Below are 22,346 nucleotides of genomic sequence, written 5' to 3'. Positions count from 1 at the left end.
CAGCCGGCTTTGGTTATGGCGCGGATCCGTGTCCGAAACACTCGTTCAATACAGCCTCTTGTCGTCGGTATTATCCGGCCGGGAGGGCTGTGTCAGTGCACTCTGTTTCCTGAAACTCTTTTCCGCATACTGACGCGGATTGGTTTTCAGGGTATAGGTGCGGTTACCCCGGTTCCGTATTGTGGATTTTGATAGTACGAATTATCTCCTAAAAATCCAAATCACAGGACGAGCGATACTGTCTCTTTTGATATGGTTTTTTTACCCTGGCGGATTGCGAGCAGTTCGGCTTTCTTTTTGAGTTCACGGCCGAATGATATCTGGCTGATAAAGGGTGCTTTTTTTACGGCCTCGTTGAGGAACTCTTCGGCTTCAGCGTCCCATTCAGGCTTTTGGGTGGGGGTTTCACCGGCTTCGCTGAGCCTGTTGAGCGGGAGAAAGTTGAAAAGCATGTCGTAAAGCGAGTTCACAATCTCCTGCAGGAGGAATACCGCTCCGCTGTGCCCCATGAACGGGGTGCCGAGTGCCCGGCGGACGATTGGTCCGGGAAAGCCGGCCGGAATGAACCGTGTTTTGGCGTCAAGTTCGGCGAGGTAGATTTTGTCGACAATCCTGCCGAAGAAAAACTGCGGCTGTACGCTGGCCAGTTGCTCGCGGAGGGCTGTGTTGTCAGTTTCTTCGGTTATGTGGCTGAAGAGGCACTGCATACCCATTTCATCGGCAAGAAATTTTTTCAGGCCGTTTGCGTAGGAAGCAGCAGCAACCACGCCGAAGCGGACTGTGGGGAACCATTCTGCCTGCGGGCCGCGCCAGAGGTCCCAGATGGGGGCCAGAACGGTCTGTTTCTCTTTGGCAATGAACGCTTCTCCTGTTTGTTCACACCCGAGCAGTCGGGCGAGTTCCATAATGAAGGTCGAGGTTTCGTCAATGCCGAAGGGGCCGTACAGAACCGGTCGGTTGAGAAGCTTGCCGAGGCGGCTTCCGAACTCATGGTACATGAGAATAATGACTTCAGAGTTTTTCAGGTCGGAAATGTCGCTGAGTCTGCTTTCAAACGGGAAGACATGTTTGAGGCGGCCGCCGGCGCCTGCAATGAGCCGTTTGATTTCGGCAAGGTCGGAGGGGCTGTTGAAGCATCCGTAGGTTGGTCCGATAATGCTGACTGTTCCGGGTTCAACTGCTGCGGGGCGGCCGTCGTCAAAGTTTTTGAAGAGCCATTCAAGTGCGCGGTCGCGGCCCTGCCACTCGTTTTCTCCCAAAGAGTGCGATGGGAAGAAGCGGACAAGGGGGAACTGCATGGCAAGCATGCGTTCGTGGTCGCTGCCTATCATTTCGCTTTCGGCACTGGAGACCAGAATCAGCTGGCGGCCCGGTTCCTGCAGTTTTGTAATTGTGTCGCGGACGATTTCAGAGCTGCCGGAGGAGGCAATCTCTTTTTCGGTGAGGCTGGTGGGGGTGAAGTTCTCCAGATAGGGAATGGCATCGGTATAGTCCATGACTGCGGCCCCGACAAGGTTGTAGCAGCCTACGGGAGCATCGGCTATGACATGCACATCGCTGAGGGCGCAGAAGGTGTTGACGGAGGCCCAGTATGCGCTTGCAGTTGATTCATCTCGAATTGTCTTGCCCATGGCCGGATGGTTCTTGCGGGTTGTTGGTGATGTTGAGTGCTATCGGCAGTTTCCCTTCAGCTTTCTGTTTGCCAAGCAGGACGCCCACAGCGTTCCGTTGACTTTCTTCCCCTGTGGAGAAGGTACAGATGGAGTTGTTGATTTCAGGGAAGATGTTGAGAATATATGGGGTGCCGAGTGCTATGAAGACAAGCGGTTTTGTTGCCTGGTGTTTTTCTGCGAGTTGGCTGATGAACTTCTGCTGGCTTTGGGTGAGGTGCCGGGAGCCGGGTCCGGGGAGTCGCCCGAGGGTGGAGCTGATGATGATGGCTGCTGCGCTGTCGGCCAGAGCTTCTGCCTGCCGGTAGGTTGCGGGGTTCGTTTTCGGGTTGCATTGGACATGCGTGGCGTGCCAGTGGCGGTCAATTTCCTGCGAGAAGGCTTCTGCGGGGTGGGCGATGCCGGAGTCGCTGAGAATCAGGTGGAGCACCGGGGCCGGGGAGGAGAGTTGGAGCGGGATGCTGCCACTCTCTTTTGCGATGGTAATGGAGCGCCGGGAGAGCTCGCTGGCAAGCGCCCTGTGTGAGTGGGGGCTGGAGAGCGCCGGAACATGGTTCAAGTTGACCATACGGCTCTGCTGCAGCTTGAGCCAGCGTTTGGCCTGCATGATGCGCAGGACGGACTGGTTGATTCTTTCTTCTGTGATGAGACCGCTCTTAACCGCTTCAAGCAGGGAGCGGTGGGTGAGGGCGGGGTCGGGGGAAAAAAGGAGCAGGTCGTTACCGGCAAGGACTGCGCGGACTGAGATGCCTGGGATGTTGCTGCCGTTGTAGAGCGCTTTCATGTTGAGCGCATCGGTGATGATGAGCCCTTTGAAGCCGAGTTCCTGACGGAGCAGACCGGTGATTATTTCGGGCGATAGCGTTGCGGGGGTCATGGTGCCGGTAATGGCGGGTACGGCAAGGTGGCCGACCATCACGCTCATGACCCCTTGCCCGATGGCGGCCCGAAAGGGTTCGAGCTCATACTGCTGAAGGTGTTCTTTCGGGGCGGAGAGCACAGGGAGTGCGAGATGGCTGTCGACATGGACATCACCGTGTCCGGGAAAGTGTTTGATTGTGGCTATGAGGCCTCCGCGCTGGAGTCCCTCAATGTATGCTCCTGTCATCCTGACTGCGGTTTCGGGGCGGTCGCCGAAGGAGCGGGTGTTGATGACCGGGTTCATCGGGTTGCTGTTCAGGTCGCCAACCGGGGCGTAGTTCTGCCGGATGCCGACAGCTTTTGCCTCGGCGGCGATGGCCGCTCCCATTGCTGCTGCGAGTCGGGGGCGTTGGGTGGCGGCAATGGCCATGGCGGGCGGAAATTCGGTTGCTCCTTCAAGGCGCATGGCTGCGCCGTTCTCCATGTCGGCGCTCAAAAGCAGCGGCTTCGGGGCGATTGACTGGAGGTGGTTGGCAAGCATGGCGGTTTTGAACATGCCTCCTTTGAGAAACATGACTCCGCCGATTGTTCCACTCCGTACGAGCGATTCAAGTTTCTCCTGCTGCGGAGTGTTGTCGGTTTCAAAGCCGCCGGGGCTGTCGGCAATGAGCATCTGTCCAATTTTCATTGAGAGCGGCATCTCGTTGAGTTCCCGAAGCAGCAGGGAGTCGGCGGGGGTGAAGATTTCTTCTGCCCGCCATGGGAGATGTTCCGCCATGGCCTTGAATGGCGGTGCAGCTATTGCCGGAAAAGTGACAATGGCCGCTATGAGAGTGGCGTATGTCTTCTGAAAAAGGCGTTTCATTCGGGGCCCAGGGATGGTTTTCTGCTGGAACTGGATGTGCTGGAAAGGAAAAGTAAACAAAATCCGGATAATGCTGTTGTTTTCGTCGAATGGAGTTTGTGGGCAGCGGGCGGGAGAGGCGGATGCGCTCATGTCATGTAGAGGTAGGGCTTCCAGTCTTCAGCTGCAGCGGCTGTCAGCTGCTGCATGAACATGAGGTGGTTTGGTCGCTGGGGCTGTTTCATGATGGGCATGCCGGCTTCGCGGGGGGTGCGGTTGCCTTTTTTTGAGTTGCACCGGCGGCATGCTGTGATGAGGTTTTCCCATGAGTCTTCACCGCCGCGGGAGCGGGGGATGATGTGGTCTATTGTGAGCGGGGCATCGGTTTTTCCGCAGTACTGACATTGAAAGGCGTCACGGCGGATGATGTTTTTGCGGTTCAGCATGATCCGCTTGTAGGGAACCCTCACAAATACCGTGAGGCGGACAATGCTTGGCATTGGATAGGTTTCGGTAACGGTGCAGATGAAGCGTTCAGGGTGGTGGGTGACCGGTACTGCCTTGCCGCCGAAGAGGAGGAGGATGGCTTTTTGGGCGTCGCAGACACTGAGCGGTTCATAGCTGCTGTTGAGCACCAGGACTTTTTGTCGGATCAGTGACATTCCATTCCGGTTTATGTGTCATCGTTCCTGTTTTACATAACTATAACGGGTTCTGTGCGGACTTCAAAATGGAATATGTGAATATTCCGTAAACAGCTCTTTCTCTGAGGGCCTTGCATGGCGTCAGGATGTTCACCCTCAGCGGCAGCAGATATTGAGCTGTCGGGAAGCCATGGCTTCGTCAAGCCTCCGCACCGGGGTGGTTTCAGGCGCAGCAAGAACAGTTTCAGGACACTCTTCAGCCTCTTTGGCAATCTGCAGCATAGCGTCTGCAAAGCGGTCGAGCGTTTCGCGTGATTCTGTTTCGGTTGGTTCAATCATCAATGCCTCGCTGACTATGAGCGGGAAGTAGATGGTCGGGGCATGAAAACCGTAATCGAGAAGCCGTTTGGCTATGTCGAGGGTCCTGACTCCATGGGATTTTTTCTGCAGGTCTCCTGAAAGACAGAATTCATGCAGAACGGGTTTCGGATAGGGGAGGCTGTAGGCTCCGTCGAGACGGCTGAGCAGATAGTTTGCGTTGATGATGGCGTTTTCCGATACCCGTCGGAGACCTTCGGCGCCAAGCATGCGGATATAAGTGTAAGCCCTGATGAGGACGGCGAAGTTGCCGTGGAAGTTCATCATTCTGCCAATGCTGTCCGGGCAGTCTCCGGTAAGATGGTAGCGTGCGCCTTCTGATGTCGCCCTTTTTTCAATGACCGGAACGGGCAGGTGTGGAATGAGTTTTTCACAGACTCCTACCGGGCCGCTGCCGGGGCCGCCACCACCGTGAGGGGCTGAGAATGTTTTGTGAAGGTTGAGGTGGACGACATCAAAGCCCATGTCGCCGGGCCGTGTGATGCCGAGCAGGGCGTTCATGTTCGCCCCGTCCATGTAGAGAAGGCTGCCGTTTTTGTGCACCATGTCGGCTATTGCGACAATCTCTTTTTCAAACAGGCCGATGGTGTTGGGGTTGGTGAGCATCAGTGCGGCAACATCCCCGTTGAGTTTTTCCTTGAGGTCGTTGAGGTCTGTGCGTCCGATTCCGTTGCTTTTCACCGATACAATGGTGTATCCGGCAAGTGCGGCTGAGGCGGGGTTGGTGCCGTGTGCGGAATCAACGACGAGCAGCGTTGTGCGTTTGCTGTGTTGCGCTTCGTGATATTTTTTGATGAGCAGTATGCCTGCCAGCTCACCGTGGGCTCCTGCTGCCGGCTGCAGGGTGACGGAGGCCATTCCGGTGATTTCAGCGAGCATTCCCGAGAGTTCGTGCATAAGCTGGAGTGCCCCCTGGACGGTTGATTCCGGCTGCATCGGGTGCAGTGCGGCGAAGCCTTCAAGAGAGCAGGTTTCGTCGTTGATTTTCGGGTTGTACTTCATGGTACAGCTGCCGAGCGGGTACATGTCTTTGTCAACATGGTAATTCAGTGTGGAGAGCCTGAGAAAATGCCGTACAACCTCGCTTTCTGGTACTTCGGGTAGTTCGGCAGGCGATTGGCGGAGAAATTTTCCGGGTATCAGCTGACTGTGAGGGGTGCGGATCAGGTCGCTTGAGTTGAGCGAGTACCCTTTCCTTCCTGTGCGGGAAATGTCGCTGATGAGAGGTTCGTTCATGGCTGTGCGGGGAATGGCTGGTGGCAGTTGTGTTGCTTTGTGTGTTTTTTCAATATAGAGCGCAGGCGATAAATGCTCAACATAATCTCCATGAAAAAGCTCTCTTTTCTTCAGGATATGCTTTCAGGGTTGAGCATTGCTTCGGCGGCAGCGTGCTGTTCTGCATCCTTTTTTCTCGCGGCGATCCCTCTGCCGAGAACTTTCCCGTTGCAGCTGACCTCGACGGTGAACCGTTTTTCATGCTCTGCGCCCTCTTCCGATATGACGCTGTATCGGGGGGGAGGGAGGTGGAGGGCCTGGGTGTGTTCTATCAGCCGGCTTTTGTGGTTGTTTTCGGCTGTTATCAAGGTGTTGAACCGGCGGTGTTCGATGACATGCTCATTGATGAATGAGGTTGCCGCACTGATTCCCCTGTCGAGCCATATGGCTCCGATGAACGCTTCCAGAGCATCGGCGAGGGTTGATTCGCTGACTCTGATTTTGGCGTGGTCTGCGCTTTCTCCGAGAATGAGGTGATCGCCGATCTTGATGCTTCGGGCAAATCCCGCAAGGGATTTCCTGTTGACGATTTTGGCGCGAGTGTTTGAAAGTTCTCCTTCGGGGCTGTCGGGCAGTTCCCGGAAGAGGTAATCGGTGATGACAAGGCCGAGGATAGCGTCTCCAAGAAATTCAAGACGCTGGTTTGAGTGTGTATTGAGCGGGGTTGACGGGTCGTGTACGGCTGAGCGGTGGGTCAGGGCTGTTGTATAGAAGCGCATGTCTCCCGGTTTTCTGCCGAGAAGCCTGCTGACAAATTCAATGGACTCCGGTGTGGCTGTCAGCGCACTCCCTGTTTTCAGTTCGGCGCTGAAAATGGGGAGTGCGGAGATTTTTTGCCAGAGTTGCTCCATTCGCAAAAGAAGGGGGAGAGTTTCAGAGTGACGAGCCGTTGCGGAATATCAGTGAGGCGTTGTGTCCGCCGAATCCGAATCCGTTGTTCAGCGCGTATTCGATTTTGCGCTTGCGGGGTTCGTTCGGGGTGATATCCAGATCAATCTGGGGATCGATATTGTCGTTGTTGATGGTTGGCGGCACTGTCTGGTTCTGCATTGCAAGCAGACAGGCAATTGATTCAACAACTCCGGCTGCGCCGAGAAGATGGCCGGTCATTGATTTGGTGGAGCTGACGCTGAGTTTTTTTGCATGGTCACCGAAAACATTCTTGATTGCGGTGATTTCTGCAATGTCGCCCAGTGGGGTGGCTGTTCCGTGGGTGTTGATATAATCAATGTCTTCGGGCTTGATTCCTGCAATGGAAAGTGCCGTTTTCATGGCATTCATTGCGCCTTTGCCTTCCGGGTGGGGTGCTGTAAGATGGTGTGCGTCGGCTGTGGCGCCAACACCAACCAGTTCGCCGTATATTTTTGCACCGCGGGCTTTAGCTGTTTCAAGGCTTTCAAGAATCAGGCTGCCTGCGCCCTCTCCCATGACGAATCCGTCGCGGTCGCGGTCGTAGGGGCGTGATGCCTTTGCGGGGTTCTCGTTGGCTGTTGAAAGAGCTCTTGCGGAGTTGAAGCCTCCAACGCTCATCGGAGTGATCGGGGCTTCCGATCCGCCGCATACCATATAGTCGGCCATGCCGCATCGTATGAGCATGAAGGCGTCCATGATTGCGTGGAGTGATGTTGCGCACGCTGATGCCGTTGCATAGTTGGGCCCCATGAGTCCGTGACGCATGGATATCTGGCCGGCTGCAATGTCGGGGATGAGCATGGGAATGAAAAACGGGCTGATCCGCCGTGGACCGCGGTTCAGGTACTGACGGAACTGCTGGTCGTAAATGGTCATGCCGCCAATGCCGGAGCCGTGGACAACGCCGATTCTGAGAGGGTCGATTGCTTCCAGGTCGAGGCCGGAGTCTTTCAGGGCCTGGTCGGAGGAAACAATGGCATACTGGCAGTAGGGGTCCATGCGGTCAGCCGTTCTCTTTTCGATGTAGTCTTCTACAGAGAAGTTTTTGAGCTCGCATGCAAAGGTTGTCGCGAAGTCTGTCGCATCAAAGTAGGTGATCGGCGCGCCGCCGCTTGTCCCTTTCATCAGCGCGTCCCAGAACGCTTCTTTTGTGTGGCCTATTGGGGTAAGCGCCCCGATGCCCGTAACGACGACCCGTGTCTGTTCTTGACCCATCTGTGGAAATTTGGCGTTTGCTTGAAGAAACAGCAGAAGTCGGCTGCAGGCTCACTGAAATGTTGATGTGCCCGCAGCCGCTCTGTATTTGATCCGTGATAAGGAAAAAGTTTTCCTTCCCGGGGGGAGGTTACTTTTTGACGATGTAGTCGATTGCCTGCTGGACGGTGCCGATTTTCTCAGCGTCTTCGTCGGGGATCTGTACATCAAATTCGTTCTCGAGCTCCATGATCAGCTCAACGGTGTCGAGTGAGTCGGCGCCGAGGTCATCGGAAAATTTGGATTCCGGCTTGATCTGGTCTTTGTTGACGCCCATTTTGCTGACGATAATGTCGTATACTTTGTCCTTGATTTCTGCTTCCGTCATGGTGTTTCTCCGTGGTTGGTTGTTGTGTTGATAAAAAGGCGAATAAAAAAATGTCTTTCAATATACAAAGAAAAAAATCGCACTCAAACAGAAGCGGTCTTACATGACCATTCCTCCGCTGATGTTGATGACTTCACCGGTGATATAGGCTGAATGGTCGCCGGCAAGGAACGATACCACATCAGCAACATCGTCGGGGGAGCCGAATCTGCTCAGGGGGATGGCTTCCAGCATTTTCTGACGGACATCCTCAGACAGGGCATCGGTCATTTTTGAAGAGATGAATCCGGGAGCAACAGCGTTGACGCGGATGTTGCGGGAAGCGAGTTCCTTTGCCACCGATTTGGTGAAGGAGATAACCCCGCCTTTTGAAGCGGCATAGTTTGCCTGGCCGGCATTGCCCATGAGGCCGATGATGGAGGCTATATTGACAATTGACCCGGAGCGCTGCTTCATCATGATGCGGCTGACCGCTTTGGTGCAGGCGAAGGTGCCTTTCAGGTTGACACTGAGCACTGCGTCCCAGTCCTCTTCGCTCATGCGCATGAGAAGTCCGTCGCGGGTGATGCCCGCGTTGTTGACGAGAATATCTATCCGTCCTGTTGTGTCGGCAATGTCGTTGAAGGCTTTCTGGACGGCGTCAGCATCGGTCACATTGAGTTCAAAGCACCAGACTTTCCTTCCTGCTTTTTTGACTCCTTCTGCAGTTTCGGCAAGCCAGTCTTCCTTGATGTCGCAGAGGACGATGTCGGCTCCTCCTCTGGCAAGATTCCAGGCGATTGCCTGCCCTATTCCACGGGCGGCTCCGGTAATGACAGCTGTTTTTCCTTCAAACATATCTGGTGTCGTTAGTTGTTAAGAGAGAATGTTCTGTACGCTTTCGGCTGTGTCTACGCCCGAGAGTGAGGCATTGCGGTTGATGCGTTTGATGAGCCCCTGCAGGACTTTCTGCGGCCCTACTTCAACAAATTCGGTTGCACCGGCTGTTGCCATTGTTTCAATGGACTGTGTCCAGAGCACGGAACTGGTGAGTTGCAGCAGCAGGTTTTTCCTGATTTCTGCTGCGTCGGTTACCAGTTTCGCTACGGCGTTCATGCAGACGGGGATTGACGCGTCGCGGAACTCAACAGACTCAAGCGCTTTTGCGAGCTCGGCTTCTGCCGGTCGCATGAGGGGAGAGTGGAACGCTCCTGAAACAACAAGTTCCTTGGCCATTCTTGCCCCTTTGGCGGGAGCGAGTTCAACTGCTTTTTTGACGGCTGGAATATCGCCTGAAATGACAATCTGCCCGGGAGAATTGAAGTTGGCTGCCTGTACGATCCCCTCTTTGGAGGCTTCGGCGAGAAGTCCTTCAAGTTCACCCTCTGCCATACCGATGATTGCGGCCATGGTGCCAGGGTTCTCTTTTCCTGCGTTCTGCATCAATTCACCGCGGCGGGCTACAATGCGGAGGGCATCGGCAAAGCTGATGGCTCCTGCAAAGCAGAGTGCGCTGTATTCGCCAAGGCTGTGGCCTGCCGCCATTGCTGCCCCACCGCTTCCATTGCTCTTAATCAGTGCGGCTGCAGCCATGCTGTGGAGAAATATTGCGGGCTGGGTCCGGTTGGTCTGGCGGAGCTCCTCTTCAGTACCGGAGAACATGACATCGGTGATGCGGTAGCCGAGCAGCTCATTTGCCTGCTCCATCAGGTCGCGGGCGACGGGAAAGCTGTCGTAGAGGTCGCGGCCCATGCCGCAGTATTGAGAGCCCTGTCCGGGAAAAACAAATGCTTTCATGAAAGAGAGTGGTTCAAGTGTGTTGTTCAGAGTGGTGGCAGTTACTGCCACTTGACATAAACGCCGCCCCATGTGTAGCCTGCGCCGAAGCTGCAGAGCACAAGGTTTGAGCCCGGGTGCAGTTTGTTTTCTTCATCAAGTTCGGCAAGGCATATTGGTATTGTGCCTGCTGTGGTGTTACCGTAGCGGGCAACATTGGATATGAACTTGTCGCTGCTGATGCCCATCCGCTCGGCTGTTGCGCTTATGATTCGTTGATTTGCCTGATGCGGCACAAGCCATGAAACATTCTCTGCTGTCAAGCCGTTGCGTTCCATGATTTCGACGGCAACATTGGCCATTGAGGTTACTGCCGATTTGAAAACCATACGGCCGTCCTGATAGATATAGTGCAGGTGGTCGTCAACGGTTTGGTGGGTTGCAGGATGAAGGCTTCCTCCGCCTTTCATGAGCAGGTGGTCTTTTCCGCTTGTGCCGTCGCAGTACATGCGGTTGTCGAGCACGCCGCAGCCTTCTGTTGTTGCAGGCTCCAGAATGACGCCTCCGCCTCCGTCTCCAAAGAGAATGGCTGTGGAGCGGTCTGTGTAGTCAATGACGGATGACATTTTGTCGGCCCCGATGACCATCACTTTTTTATGGGCACCCGACTCAATGAAGCGCGAGCCGGTGTTGAGTGCGAAGAGAAATCCCGAGCAGGCTGCGTTGAGGTCGAAAGCCCATGCGTTGCCTGCTCCGATAATGTCCTGCACAAGGCATGCGGTTGATGGAAAGAGCATGTCGGGGGTCATTGTGGCAACAATGATCAGGTCAAGTTCTTCGGCCTTCATCCCCCGCTTTTCAAGGAGCTGCCGGGCTACTTCGCCGCAGATGTATGATGTCGCTTTTTCCGGGTCGCGGAGAATGCGGCGTTCGCTGATGCCTGTTCTTGTGCGTATCCACTCGTCGTTTGTGTCGAGCATACGCTCGAGGTCGAGGTTGCTGAGTATGCCGTCTGGGAGATATTTGGCTGTTGCCGTAATTGCAGCGTTCATCTGTCGGGTGTGGTTGTGTTCTGCCGGCTTGAATAGGTTTTTCTGCAGTGTCGGCCCGGCCTTACCCTGCAGAGTGGTGATGACCTTCCGGGGTGCTTACTGTCCTGAAAGCACCTCGGCTATATGCTGGTTGACTTTTCTCTCAATCATGTGCCCGGCCATGAAGATCATGTTCTTGATTGCCCGTGATGATGAACGGCCGTGGCCGACTATGGAGATGCCGTCAACGCCCAGGAACGGCACTCCTCCGACCTCTTCCACATCAAAGGATTTGAACATCCCTTTGAACATGGCGGTGGTGACTGCCGCGGTTTTTTCGTCCATTCCGCCGGAAGCAACTGTGCTCCCGAGGGCGCGCTTGAAGAGGGTTCCGAGAAATTCGGGTATGCTTTCGCCGAACTTGAGGATGGTGTTTCCTACAAGACCGTCGCAGACTACGATGGTGGCTTTTCCTTTGAGGATATCGTGCCCTTCAATGTTGCCGATGAAGTTGATTTTCCCGTGCCCGTCAGCTTCTTTGAGAAGATTGTATGCCTGTTTGAGGGTATCTGACCCTTTGCCTTCCTCTTCACCGATATTGAGGAGGCCGACCTGCGGCTGCTCAATGCCGGCGGCGTACTTCTGGTAGATGGAAAGCATTTCGGCAAACTGCAGGAGATTTTCCGGTTTGCAGTCAACATTTGCTCCGACATCGACGATGTTGGTCAGCCCCTCTTCCTGCAGTCTCGGAAAATATGCGTAGATGGTGGGGCGGAGCACTCCGGGGAGCCGACCCAGCACAAAAAGGGACGCAGCCATCTGGGCGCCCGTGTTGCCCGCGCTGACAAATGCGTCGGCCTCTTTTGTTTTGCACAGTTGAAGGCCTCTGACCAGCGATGAATTCTGTTTTGTCTTGACGGCTGTGGCGGGTACATCGTCCATGGTGACCACTTCAGGAGCATGCAGGAAGCGTAGGTTCAGTCCATCCGTCTCCTCCCGGGCAAGCATGGGTTCAACGATTTCCGCCTGGCCTATAAGGACGACCTCAAACTTGTTGCCGCTCTCTTTCAGAGCCTGGATTGTTCCCTCTATCACGCATGCCGGGGCGTTGTCTCCGCCCATGGCATCAACAGCAATGGTCAGCATTGTGGGGTGGTCTCTAAATGGTTTTTTCAGCTGTTCGCTGCTTTTGCGACGACGGCTCTTCCGCGGTAGTGGCCGCAGTGGCGGCATGCACGGTGAGGGAGGGTCGGTTCGCCACAGTTGGGGCAGTTGACGGTGGTTGCCGCTTTGGTACGCGCGTTGAACTGGGCCCGCCGTTTGTCCCTTCTGGATTTGGATACTTTGGCTTTCGGATGTGCCATGGTAGTCTTCTTGAGTTATATGTGTCAGTTAACGATAGTTCTGTTTCAGTTTAGCCAGGCTTTCGTGCCAGGGGCTGGTACTGTTTTTTTCTTCCTTTTCTGCCTTTTCCACGCCTGTATAGAGCCTGCAGTCAGGGTTTGCGGTGCAGGTCACCTTCATTGGCACAGAGAGCAGCAGCGTTTCCCGGACATCTTCCGTCAGGTCTATGCCGACAGCTGTGCGGTCGAGCTGTCTGTACTCGTCACGCCTTGTTTCTTCGTCCTCTTCATCCCGGGAGCACCCGTCTGTATTGCAGTACATGCGCCAGGATCCGCTCATGCTTACCTTTACCGGAGCCAGGCAGATGTCGCATGGTATTTCGCCCGTGGCATCTGTTGTCAATGTCAGCATCAATTCGCTGCCATTCTTTTGGGTAACCGCCCTGACTCTGATCTCATCTGTGAAGCCGGACTCAGCAAGTTTCGGGTCGTTGAAGTCTTCTGCCCGACAGGTAAAATCAAAGACGCAGGCGCCTTCGGTGATGGCCGCTGTGCGGATTTCTATCAGTGCGTTCCCGGTCTGCATATTGTTCTCTTTTCAGTAAAAGAACACCAATGTACAAAATATTCAGGCAAAACGAAAAGATGTTCCCGCCCGCTCCTGAAGGGGGTTTGCGGGGTCGGATCAAACTGAAAAAAGCAGAAGGACCATGGGGTCTTCTGCTTTTTTCCAGAGCTCCGCGAGTAGGACTCGAACCTACAACCCTGCGGTTAACAGCCGCATGCTCTACCATTGAGCTATCGCGGAATGCGATTTCCTTTCTTCCTCCCCCTCTTTTTTGGAGAGGGGTGGTAAATATACATCTGTTTTTTTTATTTCCAAGGCGCTCGTCATATTTTTCTTCCGCTCTCTTCCCGGCTTGAATCTCTGCCTTTTAGGTGTTACCATATCTATGGTACGAATGATACGGTGAGCCACTGACATGGCTCTTTTGCGCAATGCACTTTTATGAATGAATGGAACAGAGGGGAGAGTTGTGATGATGAGAGCGCGATACGGATTGTTTTTTTGTCGCCTTCCGCTGCTTGCGGGGGTTATGGCCATGCTGCTTCTTGTTGGATGCGCCCGACAGGCGGGATCGCCCGAATCGGTTGCGAAGTTGATGAATACGGTGTGGAGGGCTGTTGAGGTTGATGGGCAGAGGGTGGAGTTCCTTCCGGGACAGAAGCTTGATGTTTCTCTTGTGATGCACCGGACAGGTGCTGTCAGAGGGGCAACAGGGTGCAACAATCTTTCCGGCAGTTTCTCGCAGAAGAGCGACAGGCTCAGCTTTTCTTCTCTCATAACAACACGCATGGCAGGACCGAAGAAGCTGATGGTGCGTGAACGGCTGTTTCTTCAGGCTTTGCGCAGGACTGCGGGCTGGTCGGTGTCGGGACGGACCCTGACGCTTTACGATGATATGGGCTCCCGTGTTGCGCGGTTTATGGCTGTTGGCGGTCGTTGAGAATCGGGAACCCGGGAGTCTTCCGTTGCGTTCTTTCTGATATGGCCTTGTTGCGGTATGGCTGGTGTTTTTTATATATTCATGTATGACAGTGCCGTGAGGCTTGAACTTATTGATTTTTTTTGCGATGCCTGAACCGGTCATGAACCTGTGTTCACTACTCTTCCTTCTTCTTTCCTCTGCCCTGCTTTCAAGCGGGACGGAACCGGGGAGTGGTGCATTGTAAAGTTCGATGTCAAACTGGACAGAAAGAACATTATTCAGGCTGCCTCTCTTTTCAGGGAGGTGGCTTTTTTTTTGAAACGGAAAACCGAAGAAGGGTGACTGGCATGAAAACGATGAATTTCAGGAAGTATTCCGCCTATCCGGCGGTTCCCATAGAGGGCCGTACCTGGCCCGACAACAGAATTGAGGCTGCTCCGGTCTGGTGCAGTGTGGACCTTCGTGACGGCAATCAGGCGCTTCCTGTGCCGATGAGTGTGGAGGAGAAGGTGGCGATGTTCAAGCTGCTTGTCTCTGTGGGATTCAAGGAAATAGAGGTTGGTTTCCCGTCCGCCTCGGCGACGGAGTTTGCCTTTGTCCGCAGGCTGGTGGAGGAGCAGCTCATACCTGATGATGTGACCATCCAGGTGCTGACCCAGGCCCGGGAACATTTGATCCGCCGCAGTTTTGAGGCGATCAGCGGTGCTGCCAATGCCATTGTGCATATGTATAATTCCACCTCTACCCTGCAGCGTGATGTGGTGTTCCGTAAAAGCCGTGAGGAGATCAAGGCCATTGCTGTTGAGGGTACGCACCTCTGCCGGCAGCTGAAGGATGAGAGCGGCAGTGCCGGTATCAGGTTTGAGTACAGTCCGGAGAGTTTTACGGGGACGGAACTTGATTATGCTCTTGAGGTCTGTCATGCCGTTATGGAGGCATGGGGTGCTTCGGCAGACAATCCTGTTATTCTGAACCTTCCCTCGACGGTTGAAATGTCTCTTCCTAATATGTATGCCGACCGCATTGAGTGGTTCTGCAGGAACATCATGGACCGAGGTGCGGCAATCATAAGCGTTCATGCCCATAATGACCGTGGTACGGCGGTTGCAACGGCCGAACTTGCCCTGCTTGCCGGTGCCGACAGGATTGAGGGGGCGCTGTTCGGAAATGGTGAGCGGTGTGGGAATATGGATATGGTAACCATGGCGCTGAATCTGTTTACACAGGGGGTCGATTCGGGTCTTGATTTTTCGGATCTTCCTTATATCCGCGAGGTCTACCGCCGGTGCACCCGTATGGATGTTCATCCCCGTCACCCGTATGCCGGAGATCTGGTCTATACTGCGTTTTCGGGTTCGCATCAGGATGCCATCAGCAAGGGGATGAAGGCCCACGGAAGTCATGGCGATGGGTTGTGGGATGTGCCGTATCTGCCGATTGATCCGGGCGATGTGGGTTGCTCATACGAGGCAATTGTGCGCATCAACAGCCAGTCGGGAAAGGGTGGCGTGGCTTTTGTGCTTGAAAAGGATTATGGGATCCAGATTCCCAAATGGATGCAGCCTGATTTTGCGTGGGAGGTGCAGGCGCTTGCCGACAGGACGGGGGAGGAGCTGTCGCCCCAACGGATTCATGAACTGTTTCTGGATGGATTCGTGAGGCTTCGCCAGCCTTCTGTGTCTCTGAAAAAATGTACGATCAGCTGGGCTGATTCGGTGCAGCTGGAGAGCGGTGAGGCGGCAACGCTTATCAGGGCTGAGGTGGAGGTGGATGGTTCCCTGATCAACTTTGATGCCACCGGCAATGGACCGCTTGATGCTTTTGTGAAGGGATTTGGAGAGAAAAGCAGCATATCCATCCGTGTTGACGAGTATGCCGAGCATGCTATTGGTCACGGTTCCGGGGCGGAAGCTATTGCCTATGTCCGGATTGTTTGTGATGATGGTCGCAGCGCATGCGGTGCCGGAGTGGATTCCAATATCAGCCTTGCATCCATCAGGGCGACCCTCAGCGCCCTGAACCGCCTTTCCTGAATAAAAAAAACAGTCGTCGGTGGAGGGCGTAAACCGATGGCTGTTTTTTGTACCTTAGTATCAAAGAGTACTTCCATAGTAGTATATCAACACAATTCAGTGGTGCCGCACCGGGTTTCCCAAAATGATGAAACGCGTCACAATAGCTCTTCTTCTTCTGCTGGCGGTCATCCCTTCCAGCTGTGCATCTCCTCCTGAATCGGGCAGGATGCGCGTTGTTGTCTCCATTCAGCCGCTGGCATGGTTTGTTGAACGGGTTGCCGGCAATCGTGCTGAAGTAAGGGTTATGGTGCCCCCGGGTGGCAATCCTCATACCTATGAGCCGTTGCCGCGCCAGATGACGATGCTGGCTGAAACAGCCTTGTTCGTGAAAGCGGGTTCGGGAGTTGAATTTGAGCTTGACTGGATGGAGCGATTCATGAAGATGAACCCTTCGCTGACAGTGTGCGACGCTTCCAGCGGTGTGGCTCTTCTCCCTATGGAGGAGGGTCATGGCCATCGGCACGGCTCCTCCCCTCATCGCCTTGATCCCCATTACTGGCTTGATCCCCGGAACGGAATGTTGATGGCCGACACCATTGCGGGAGCACTCTCAAAGGAGGATCCGCTGAACAGTGATGTCTATCGGGAAAATGCGCAAAGGCTGAAGGGGGAGCTGGAGGCGTTGGACGCCTTTATTCGCGGAAAGCTTCAGGGGGTTTCCGGCAGGAGCTTTCTGGTCTTTCATCCTGCCTGGGGGTATTTTGCCCACGCCTACGGGCTCCAACAGATTGCGGCAGAGGAAGAGGGTAAAAGCCTGACGCCCCGGCAGATGGAGCGGGTGATACTGCAGGCCCGGGAGGCTGGCATTACAGTGGTGTTTGTGTCGCCTCAATTCAGTACGGCACAGGCTGAAACCATTGCGCGGGGTATCGGCGGGGTGACGAAGAGTGTTGATCCGCTGGCTTTTTCCTACGATGAAAATCTTCGTGCCGTGACAGCGGTATTTCTGGAGGGGGGCGGGTGAGCGGGCCCGTGATTGTCTGCGACCGTCTTGCCGTCCGGCTGGGTGGGACTCAAGTGCTCAATAGGCTGACACTGTCAGTGTTTCAAGGGGATTTTCTTGGCATTGTGGGGCCGAATGGCGGGGGGAAAACGACACTCCTGCGGGTTATTCTCGGGCTGCAGCGACCGACAGAGGGATCTGTCAGGGTCTTTGGCTCTGAGCCGGGCTCTCAGCCGAAGAGGACGGGGTATGTGCCCCAGCGGCTTTTTTTTGACCGCGATTTTCCACTGAGTGTCGGTGGTCTGGTGCTGATGGGGCGTCTGTCCCGCCGGCGGCTCTTCCGCCCATATGGGAATCGGGACAGGCAGGCAGTTGAGGAGGCTCTTCACACCGTCGGGCTTGGGGACCTCCGCGACCGTCAGGTCGGCGCACTGTCGGGCGGGGAGCTTCAGCGTGCGCTTATTGCCCGGGCGTTGGCGGGCGAACCTGAACTGCTTCTGCTTGATGAGCCGACAGCGAGTATTGATCCTGCCATGAAGTCCAGCGTCTATGATCTTCTCGACAGCCTCAGGGGGCGGATGACCATTGTGATGGTCAGTCATGACACAGGAGTCATTACGAAGCATGTGACGAGGATTGCCTGTCTCAACTGCACGCTCGACATGCATGAAGAGGGCTCCTCCCTCAAGCGGGCTCCTATGGGCGATTTCTATGACTACCCGGTTGACGCCATTCTCCATAACCGCCCGAAGTCAGAGGGGAGCGAACCATGAGCGAAACACTGTTCGGCGGGATTCTTGCTTTTGAGTTTATGCAGAACGCCATTCTTGCTGCGCTGCTTTCAAGCATCGCCTGCGGAATCATCGGTACCTTTGTGGTGGTGAAAAGAATCGGCTTTATCAGCGGTGGGATTGCCCATACGGCATTCGGCGGTATCGGTCTTGGTTACTACCTGGGAGTGAACCCGCTTCTCGGGGTCATTCCTTTCAGCCTTGCTGCTGCCCTCGGCATAGGGATTCTTGGCAAAAAGCTGAAAGTTTCGGAAGATACGGCCATCGGCACCTTCTGGGCGGCCGGCATGTCTCTGGGTGTTATCCTCATCGGTCTGACGCCGGGCTATGCGCCTGACCTGTTCAGTTATCTTTTTGGAAACATCCTGACGGTGCCCTCCGGTGATCTCTTGATGATCATGCTGCTCGATCTGCTTATTGTGGGGGTGGTGCTGCTTCTCAACAGGGAGTTTCTGGCTATCTGTTTTGATGAGGAGTATGCCGAAGTGTCGGGGCTGAAAAGCACGGCGCTTTATCTGCTTCTGCTCTCTCTGATTGCGCTGACGGTGGTGGTTATGGTAAGAGTTGTGGGTATTGTCATGGTGATTGCCCTGCTGAGCATTCCTGCCGCCATTGCCCGGAATTTCAGCCGTTCCATCCCTTCAATGATGGTAATGGCAACCGTTCTCTCCTTTCTTTTCAGTCTTGCCGGACTGGCTCTTTCCTACATGTTCGACCTTGCATCGGGGGCTACCATCATTCTTGTGGCAGCCTCCGCATTTTTTCTGGTGCAGGGTTGGCATTTTCTCAGCGCAGGGCGGCAGGGACGATGAGAACCGGGCACCGGGACCGTCGAACAACTCCTTCCGATACGCTGCCGATCAGCAGGTGGAACAGAGCGCCATGGCCGTGTGAGCCCATGACAATCATGTCCGCGTTGCTCTTCATGTGTTCACTGATGATGCATTCCACTTCGTCGCCGGCAACCGTTATGGCTGTTGTCGGTATGCCTTGAGCCCGGAGCGGTTCGGCAATGCCCTGAAGGCGTTCGCCGTCGGTTGGGGGTTCTCCCTCCGGCAGGGGATCACCTCCGGCGGGGAGGGTTACAATCTCTGTTTCGGGGTAGAGGTCGAGGGCCGGTGAAACCGGAGGGTGTACATGGAGCAGAATCAATTCTGCCTTGAGCGCATCTGCCAGTCTGGCGGCTTCCTTGACGACCGGCTCGGTCAGTTCTGAAAAATCGATTGCTGCAAGCAGTTTCATGATGTCGGGTCTTTTGTTCTGCCGAGAGGAGACCAGGTGCGATCCCGCTCTTCGGGGGTGTTGATATTCAGCGTGGCTTCGGCTGATATGGCCTGAAGTCTGGTGATGCGAGAGGTTTCAAGGAAGCTGGCGGGAGAGTTGATGGCCGCAGCGTGTCGGAGGAGAAGCCGTGTTCGGGATTTTGGCTCGTAACAGGCAGCCATCGGTTCAGGCCTGCCGCTTTCGGGACTGCAGAGAGCGGTCGCAAAACGGAAGGGGTTCCGTTCATCGATAAGCTGCTGAACAGTTACTCCATCAAGAAAGGGGAGATCACAGGCAAGCATGATCCATGCCGAATCGGGGTTGTGTTTCTGTGCAGAAAGCAGTCCGCCGAGGGGTCCGATATCCAGATAGCTGTCGGTCAGTATCGGAATGCCGAATTCAGCGTACTGCCTGGCCTGGTCATCCCGGCAGGAGATGAGCACTTCACTGCAGAATGGCTTGAGAAGTTCTGCTGTATGAACCAGTTGATTGCTGTCATGGTATCGGAGAAGGGCCTTGTCTGTTCCCATTCGGGAGCTTCTGCCTCCTGCCGCCACAATGGCGGAGAGGGGAACCTTTTCCGCTGCCCGCTGGATCAGGTGGCCGACAATGAAGTCGGCAATGGCGGGTGCATCGTTCCGGTTGAACACGGGAATGCCCGGGATGGGGGAAGAGCCGGGGGAGTCGGGAAAGACGAACGCGACAATATTGGTGAGAGAGCCGTCGGCGACATAGTCGAGGATTGTCTGTCCGGCGTCGACCATGATGATTTTCGGGAGAGGAAGCTCCTTGAGTCCCTCAACAAGCAGGATGTCGCAGTCGAGGAATGCCTGCCGTTCAAGCGTTTCCTCTTTTGGCCCCGCGATGAGAGCTGTTTTTTCGGGATCTGAAATCATGACGGTATGAGCTCCCGCCGAGGTGGCAAGTTCGGAGTCTTTGCCTTTGCGGTCAATGTCGAACCGATGGCAGCCGTGCTTGTAATATCCTACACTGAGCCGTTCGGAGAGAATACGGATAAGGGCTGTTACCAGTGTTGTTTTGCCTGAACCTGACCAGCCTGAAAAGGCGAGCTCAAAAGGATGGAAAAGCATGGTGTTCATGGGCGTTGCGGGCGGCAGCCAAAGAAATTGCACTTCCACTTCTTACGGAAGTGCTGAAGGGACAAAGTGGTTACGGGTGCAGATGCTGCATCATGCGTTTTGGGGTGCGTTTCTCTCCCGCAATCATCACAAGGGCGGCAACGACGCCGGGTACCCAGCCGAAAACAGTGAGAAGGCCGGTCAGCATGATTGTCCCGGCTTCCTTGTTCATGACAGCGGCAGGAGGAAGAACAACTGCAAGCATAAGTCTTTTGATGTCCATGGGATGCTCCGGAATAATTGGTTTGGTTGACTGCATTACAGACATAAATTTACCATATAAAGCGACAACAATCAATGCTTTTCAGCCAGCAGCCAGCCCCTCGGTTGTGAGGCTTTCTGTATCCGAATAGCCACATTCTTGCTTTTTGTATTGAAAATAGTAAATTAATGTCCCTTCAGAACAATCCCTGCAGATAACGGGACTGCTCGAACTATCGTGAACATAAATGCAATCATCTTGGTGAATACCGTTCATCCTGACACGGTGCCTGATGCGTTTGACGAGGTTATTGACGAACCAAACTTCAATAATTTCAATACCTCGCCGGATCCTCCCAGCCCGTACGCTGACCTTGAAAAAAAGTACCGAAAAAACCGCTTCAACAAGATCCGTACCCGACAGACGGGAGATTTTCAGAGTGGTCAGCAGAAGCAGTCAGCTTCCTCGTCAAAAAGCGCTGACGGCAACAGAGTCCAGAAACGAAAATCCAGAAAGAAACCTTCTTCGAAAGCGGCCCGCCCCTCTTCCGGGCGTCGCCGAGCCTGAGTCTGCCTCCAATGATACCGTGATCCCATGTTCAGCCGCACCTGCGGCTGCCTGCGTGAGCTGTTTGAACTCTTCACTGAAGATGCGTAGCTTGCAGTGTCCACGAAACCAGAACCTCCCCCGACATTGCAGGAGTCAACCATGGTGCTGATCAGTCGTTTTATCCGTCTCATTGAAGGTCATGCCGAATCACTCTCTCTTCTCTGGGTGGAAACAATCCGCTCGAATCCTCTGACTGCAGGGTATGCGAAGCTGTCGAAACAGCAGCTGCATGACATTGTCTACAGCCGTTTCCGCCGGCTTGGCGGCTGGATGGAAAAAAATGAGGGGGTTGACAGAGAGATAGCCCGCGAATTCATTGAAACTGGACAGGAACGGGCGGCATCGGGCATAAAGGTCAGTGAGATGGTCTATTCGCTGATGCTTGAGCGCGATATGCTGTGGCGTTATATTCTTGATGAGGGTATTGTTGCCGAGGGCATTGACTTGAACCGGGCGATTGAGTTTTCCGGAAGGCTCAACTATTTTTATGAGAAAGCGGTCTATTTTGCTGTTGTCGGTCATGAGAACTACACAGGCCCCATTGATGCAGACAGGGACGAGGGTTTTTTTGACAGCATTTTTGAGGGTTTCAAGCATTGGATTGTCATTCAGTAACCACTGCCGGGGAGCGTCATGACTTCATCCGCAGAAAGGCCGTTTGAAGTTCAGGCCCACAGGGGCGGCCGGTTGTTCTTTCCTGAAAATACCCTGCAGGCATTCTGCTCTGCGGCAGACCTCGGCTTCAGGGTTGTTGAACTTGACCTGCATGTTTCCCGCGACCGACGGATTGTGGTTGCCCATGACCCGCTCTTGCCTTCAGGCAAGAACCTGAAAGGATCGGGTTGTTCCCGTCAACGGATTTTTTCCCTCACCTACTCTCGTATTGCCGGGTACGACTGTGGCATGCCTCACCCCGATTTTCCACTCCAGCAGCGCATTGCCGCCGCTCCTCCATTGCTTTCCGATGTTTTTGCTTGTGTTGAGGGCCATATGGCCGATTCGGGATCAGGAGGGGAAATGGTCTATAATCTTGAAATAAAGTCATGGCCACAGAGAGATGGTATTTTCCATCCTCCGCCACGGGATTATGCGGCTCTTGTACTCGGCGTTGTAAGGGATGCGGGAATGCTCCACCGGGTCCGCCTCCAATCATTTGACTTAAGGGTCGTTCGTGAAGTCTACCGGCAGGCTCCTGATGCGGCTTGCGGGCTGCTTGCAGAAAAAGCATCGTCCATTCGCCCGGCTCTTCGCCGTCTCGGCTTTACCCCCCGCTGGCTCAACCCCCACTCCACCCTCGCCACCCGCCGCCTTGTCCGGCAGCTCCACGCCCGCGGCATGCGTGTGATTCCCTGGACAGTCAACACCCCCGAAGAGGCCAGCCGGCTGAGGGCTATAGGCGCCGACGGCATCATTACCGATGTTGCCGATGGGGGCAAGAGTTGGGGACACTCATGACTGAGTGTACTAATTAGTACACTCAGTCATGAGTGTCCCCAACTCTTGGGAGGGGGGTGGGTTGTTTTTGTTTGGGGGGATTGG

24 protein-coding genes and 1 tRNA gene are annotated in these 22,346 nt (G+C 54.7%); 8 read left to right on the top strand and 17 right to left on the bottom strand.

Features of this window, described 5'->3' with window-relative positions; genetic code table 11:
* Positions 1 to 221 precede the first annotated feature (221 nt).
* The 14 genes from bchZ to EKD02_RS08445 form a co-directional block, all read right to left on the bottom strand.
* On the bottom strand, positions 222 to 1,631 hold the full coding sequence (bchZ, locus tag EKD02_RS08510) for a chlorophyllide a reductase subunit Z (RefSeq protein WP_126342879.1): 1,410 nt from the start codon (positions 1,629 to 1,631) through the stop codon (positions 222 to 224).
* On the bottom strand, positions 1,609 to 3,396 hold the full coding sequence (locus tag EKD02_RS08505) for a glycoside hydrolase family 3 protein (RefSeq protein WP_126385001.1): 1,788 nt from the start codon (positions 3,394 to 3,396) through the stop codon (positions 1,609 to 1,611). The genes bchZ and EKD02_RS08505 overlap by 23 nt, the downstream gene beginning before the upstream one ends.
* Before the next feature lie 128 nt (positions 3,397 to 3,524).
* Positions 3,525 to 4,037 carry an HNH endonuclease gene (locus EKD02_RS08500; protein ID WP_011889445.1) on the bottom strand — a complete coding sequence of 171 codons (513 nt, stop codon included), beginning with the start codon at positions 4,035 to 4,037 and terminating at the stop codon, positions 3,525 to 3,527.
* 138 nt (positions 4,038 to 4,175) lie between these two features.
* A complete protein-coding gene (gcvPB, locus tag EKD02_RS08495) occupies positions 4,176 to 5,633 on the bottom strand; it encodes an aminomethyl-transferring glycine dehydrogenase subunit GcvPB (RefSeq protein ID WP_011889446.1) in 1,458 nt (485 codons plus the stop codon).
* 110 nt (positions 5,634 to 5,743) lie between these two features.
* Positions 5,744 to 6,523: a ribonuclease III gene (rnc, locus tag EKD02_RS08490; protein ID WP_011889447.1), complete on the bottom strand. Its 780-nt coding sequence runs from the start codon at positions 6,521 to 6,523 to the stop codon at positions 5,744 to 5,746.
* A 22-nt stretch (positions 6,524 to 6,545) separates the two neighbouring features.
* On the bottom strand, positions 6,546 to 7,799 hold the full coding sequence (gene fabF, locus EKD02_RS08485) for a beta-ketoacyl-ACP synthase II (protein WP_011889448.1): 1,254 nt from the start codon (positions 7,797 to 7,799) through the stop codon (positions 6,546 to 6,548).
* 130 nt (positions 7,800 to 7,929) lie between these two features.
* On the bottom strand, positions 7,930 to 8,166 hold the full coding sequence (gene acpP / locus EKD02_RS08480; RefSeq protein WP_011889449.1) for an acyl carrier protein: 237 nt from the start codon (positions 8,164 to 8,166) through the stop codon (positions 7,930 to 7,932).
* Positions 8,167 to 8,265: 99 nt separating this feature from the next.
* A complete protein-coding gene (gene fabG / locus EKD02_RS08475) occupies positions 8,266 to 9,003 on the bottom strand; it encodes a 3-oxoacyl-[acyl-carrier-protein] reductase (RefSeq protein WP_011889450.1) in 738 nt (245 codons plus the stop codon).
* A gap of 18 nt (positions 9,004 to 9,021) precedes the next feature.
* Positions 9,022 to 9,942: an ACP S-malonyltransferase gene (gene fabD / locus EKD02_RS08470; protein ID WP_126384999.1), complete on the bottom strand. Its 921-nt coding sequence runs from the start codon at positions 9,940 to 9,942 to the stop codon at positions 9,022 to 9,024.
* A gap of 41 nt (positions 9,943 to 9,983) precedes the next feature.
* The gene (locus EKD02_RS08465; RefSeq protein ID WP_011889452.1) at positions 9,984 to 10,973 is read right to left on the bottom strand and encodes a beta-ketoacyl-ACP synthase III; all 990 of its coding nucleotides are present in this window, start codon (positions 10,971 to 10,973) and stop codon (positions 9,984 to 9,986) included.
* A gap of 96 nt (positions 10,974 to 11,069) precedes the next feature.
* Positions 11,070 to 12,098, bottom strand: coding sequence for a phosphate acyltransferase PlsX (plsX, locus tag EKD02_RS08460; protein ID WP_126384997.1), 1,029 nt, complete (start codon positions 12,096 to 12,098; stop codon positions 11,070 to 11,072).
* A gap of 26 nt (positions 12,099 to 12,124) precedes the next feature.
* Positions 12,125 to 12,316: a 50S ribosomal protein L32 gene (gene rpmF, locus EKD02_RS08455; RefSeq protein ID WP_011889454.1), complete on the bottom strand. Its 192-nt coding sequence runs from the start codon at positions 12,314 to 12,316 to the stop codon at positions 12,125 to 12,127.
* A gap of 28 nt (positions 12,317 to 12,344) precedes the next feature.
* Entirely contained in the window at positions 12,345 to 12,881 is a 537-nt protein-coding gene (locus tag EKD02_RS08450) for a YceD family protein (RefSeq protein WP_126384994.1), read from the bottom strand.
* 150 nt (positions 12,882 to 13,031) lie between these two features.
* A tRNA-Asn gene (locus tag EKD02_RS08445) sits at positions 13,032 to 13,103 on the bottom strand.
* A 232-nt stretch (positions 13,104 to 13,335) separates the two neighbouring features.
* On the opposite strand from EKD02_RS08445, the gene EKD02_RS08440 reads away from it, so the two are divergent.
* The 5 genes from EKD02_RS08440 to EKD02_RS08420 all read left to right on the top strand — a co-directional run bounded on the left by EKD02_RS08440 (position 13,336) and on the right by EKD02_RS08420 (position 18,406).
* Positions 13,336 to 13,803 carry an META domain-containing protein gene (locus EKD02_RS08440; protein ID WP_185805725.1) on the top strand — a complete coding sequence of 156 codons (468 nt, stop codon included), beginning with the start codon at positions 13,336 to 13,338 and terminating at the stop codon, positions 13,801 to 13,803.
* Positions 13,804 to 14,132: 329 nt separating this feature from the next.
* Entirely contained in the window at positions 14,133 to 15,818 is a 1,686-nt protein-coding gene (gene leuA / locus EKD02_RS08435) for a 2-isopropylmalate synthase (protein WP_126384992.1), read from the top strand.
* 124 nt (positions 15,819 to 15,942) lie between these two features.
* Positions 15,943 to 16,824: a metal ABC transporter solute-binding protein, Zn/Mn family gene (locus tag EKD02_RS08430; protein WP_126342909.1), complete on the top strand. Its 882-nt coding sequence runs from the start codon at positions 15,943 to 15,945 to the stop codon at positions 16,822 to 16,824.
* Positions 16,821 to 17,576, top strand: a complete 756-nt coding sequence (locus tag EKD02_RS08425) for a metal ABC transporter ATP-binding protein (protein ID WP_011889459.1) — start codon at positions 16,821 to 16,823, stop codon at positions 17,574 to 17,576. The genes EKD02_RS08430 and EKD02_RS08425 overlap by 4 nt, the downstream gene beginning before the upstream one ends.
* The gene (locus EKD02_RS08420; protein ID WP_011889460.1) at positions 17,573 to 18,406 is read left to right on the top strand and encodes a metal ABC transporter permease; all 834 of its coding nucleotides are present in this window, start codon (positions 17,573 to 17,575) and stop codon (positions 18,404 to 18,406) included. The genes EKD02_RS08425 and EKD02_RS08420 overlap by 4 nt, the downstream gene beginning before the upstream one ends.
* On the opposite strand, the gene EKD02_RS08415 is transcribed toward EKD02_RS08420, so the two are convergent.
* The 3 genes from EKD02_RS08415 to EKD02_RS08405 form a co-directional block, all read right to left on the bottom strand.
* Positions 18,381 to 18,836, bottom strand: coding sequence for a universal stress protein (locus tag EKD02_RS08415; RefSeq protein ID WP_011889461.1), 456 nt, complete (start codon positions 18,834 to 18,836; stop codon positions 18,381 to 18,383). The two genes, EKD02_RS08420 and EKD02_RS08415, sit on opposite strands and share 26 nt — an antisense overlap.
* Entirely contained in the window at positions 18,833 to 19,957 is a 1,125-nt protein-coding gene (mobAB, locus tag EKD02_RS08410; protein WP_126384990.1) for a bifunctional molybdenum cofactor guanylyltransferase MobA/molybdopterin-guanine dinucleotide biosynthesis adaptor protein MobB, read from the bottom strand. The genes EKD02_RS08415 and mobAB overlap by 4 nt, the downstream gene beginning before the upstream one ends.
* A gap of 70 nt (positions 19,958 to 20,027) precedes the next feature.
* Positions 20,028 to 20,219: a YqaE/Pmp3 family membrane protein gene (locus tag EKD02_RS08405; RefSeq protein ID WP_011889463.1), complete on the bottom strand. Its 192-nt coding sequence runs from the start codon at positions 20,217 to 20,219 to the stop codon at positions 20,028 to 20,030.
* A 216-nt stretch (positions 20,220 to 20,435) separates the two neighbouring features.
* Here EKD02_RS08405 and EKD02_RS08400 point away from each other — a divergent pair, with 216 nt between their 5' ends.
* The 3 genes from EKD02_RS08400 to EKD02_RS08390 all read left to right on the top strand — a co-directional run bounded on the left by EKD02_RS08400 (position 20,436) and on the right by EKD02_RS08390 (position 22,262).
* A complete protein-coding gene (locus EKD02_RS08400) occupies positions 20,436 to 20,765 on the top strand; it encodes a hypothetical protein (protein ID WP_011889464.1) in 330 nt (109 codons plus the stop codon).
* Between the two features lie 141 nt (positions 20,766 to 20,906).
* Entirely contained in the window at positions 20,907 to 21,422 is a 516-nt protein-coding gene (locus EKD02_RS08395) for an RsbRD N-terminal domain-containing protein (RefSeq protein WP_126384988.1), read from the top strand.
* An 18-nt stretch (positions 21,423 to 21,440) separates the two neighbouring features.
* Positions 21,441 to 22,262: a glycerophosphodiester phosphodiesterase family protein gene (locus EKD02_RS08390; protein ID WP_011889465.1), complete on the top strand. Its 822-nt coding sequence runs from the start codon at positions 21,441 to 21,443 to the stop codon at positions 22,260 to 22,262.
* The last annotated feature ends 84 nt before the right edge of the window (positions 22,263 to 22,346 follow it).

The sequence above is a fragment of the Chlorobium phaeovibrioides genome (genome assembly GCF_003968655.1).
Taxonomy (GTDB): domain Bacteria; phylum Bacteroidota; class Chlorobiia; order Chlorobiales; family Chlorobiaceae; genus Chlorobium; species Chlorobium phaeovibrioides.
The sequence above is the reverse complement of the archived record's forward strand: the minus strand, read 5'-3'. Positions and strand labels throughout refer to the sequence as shown.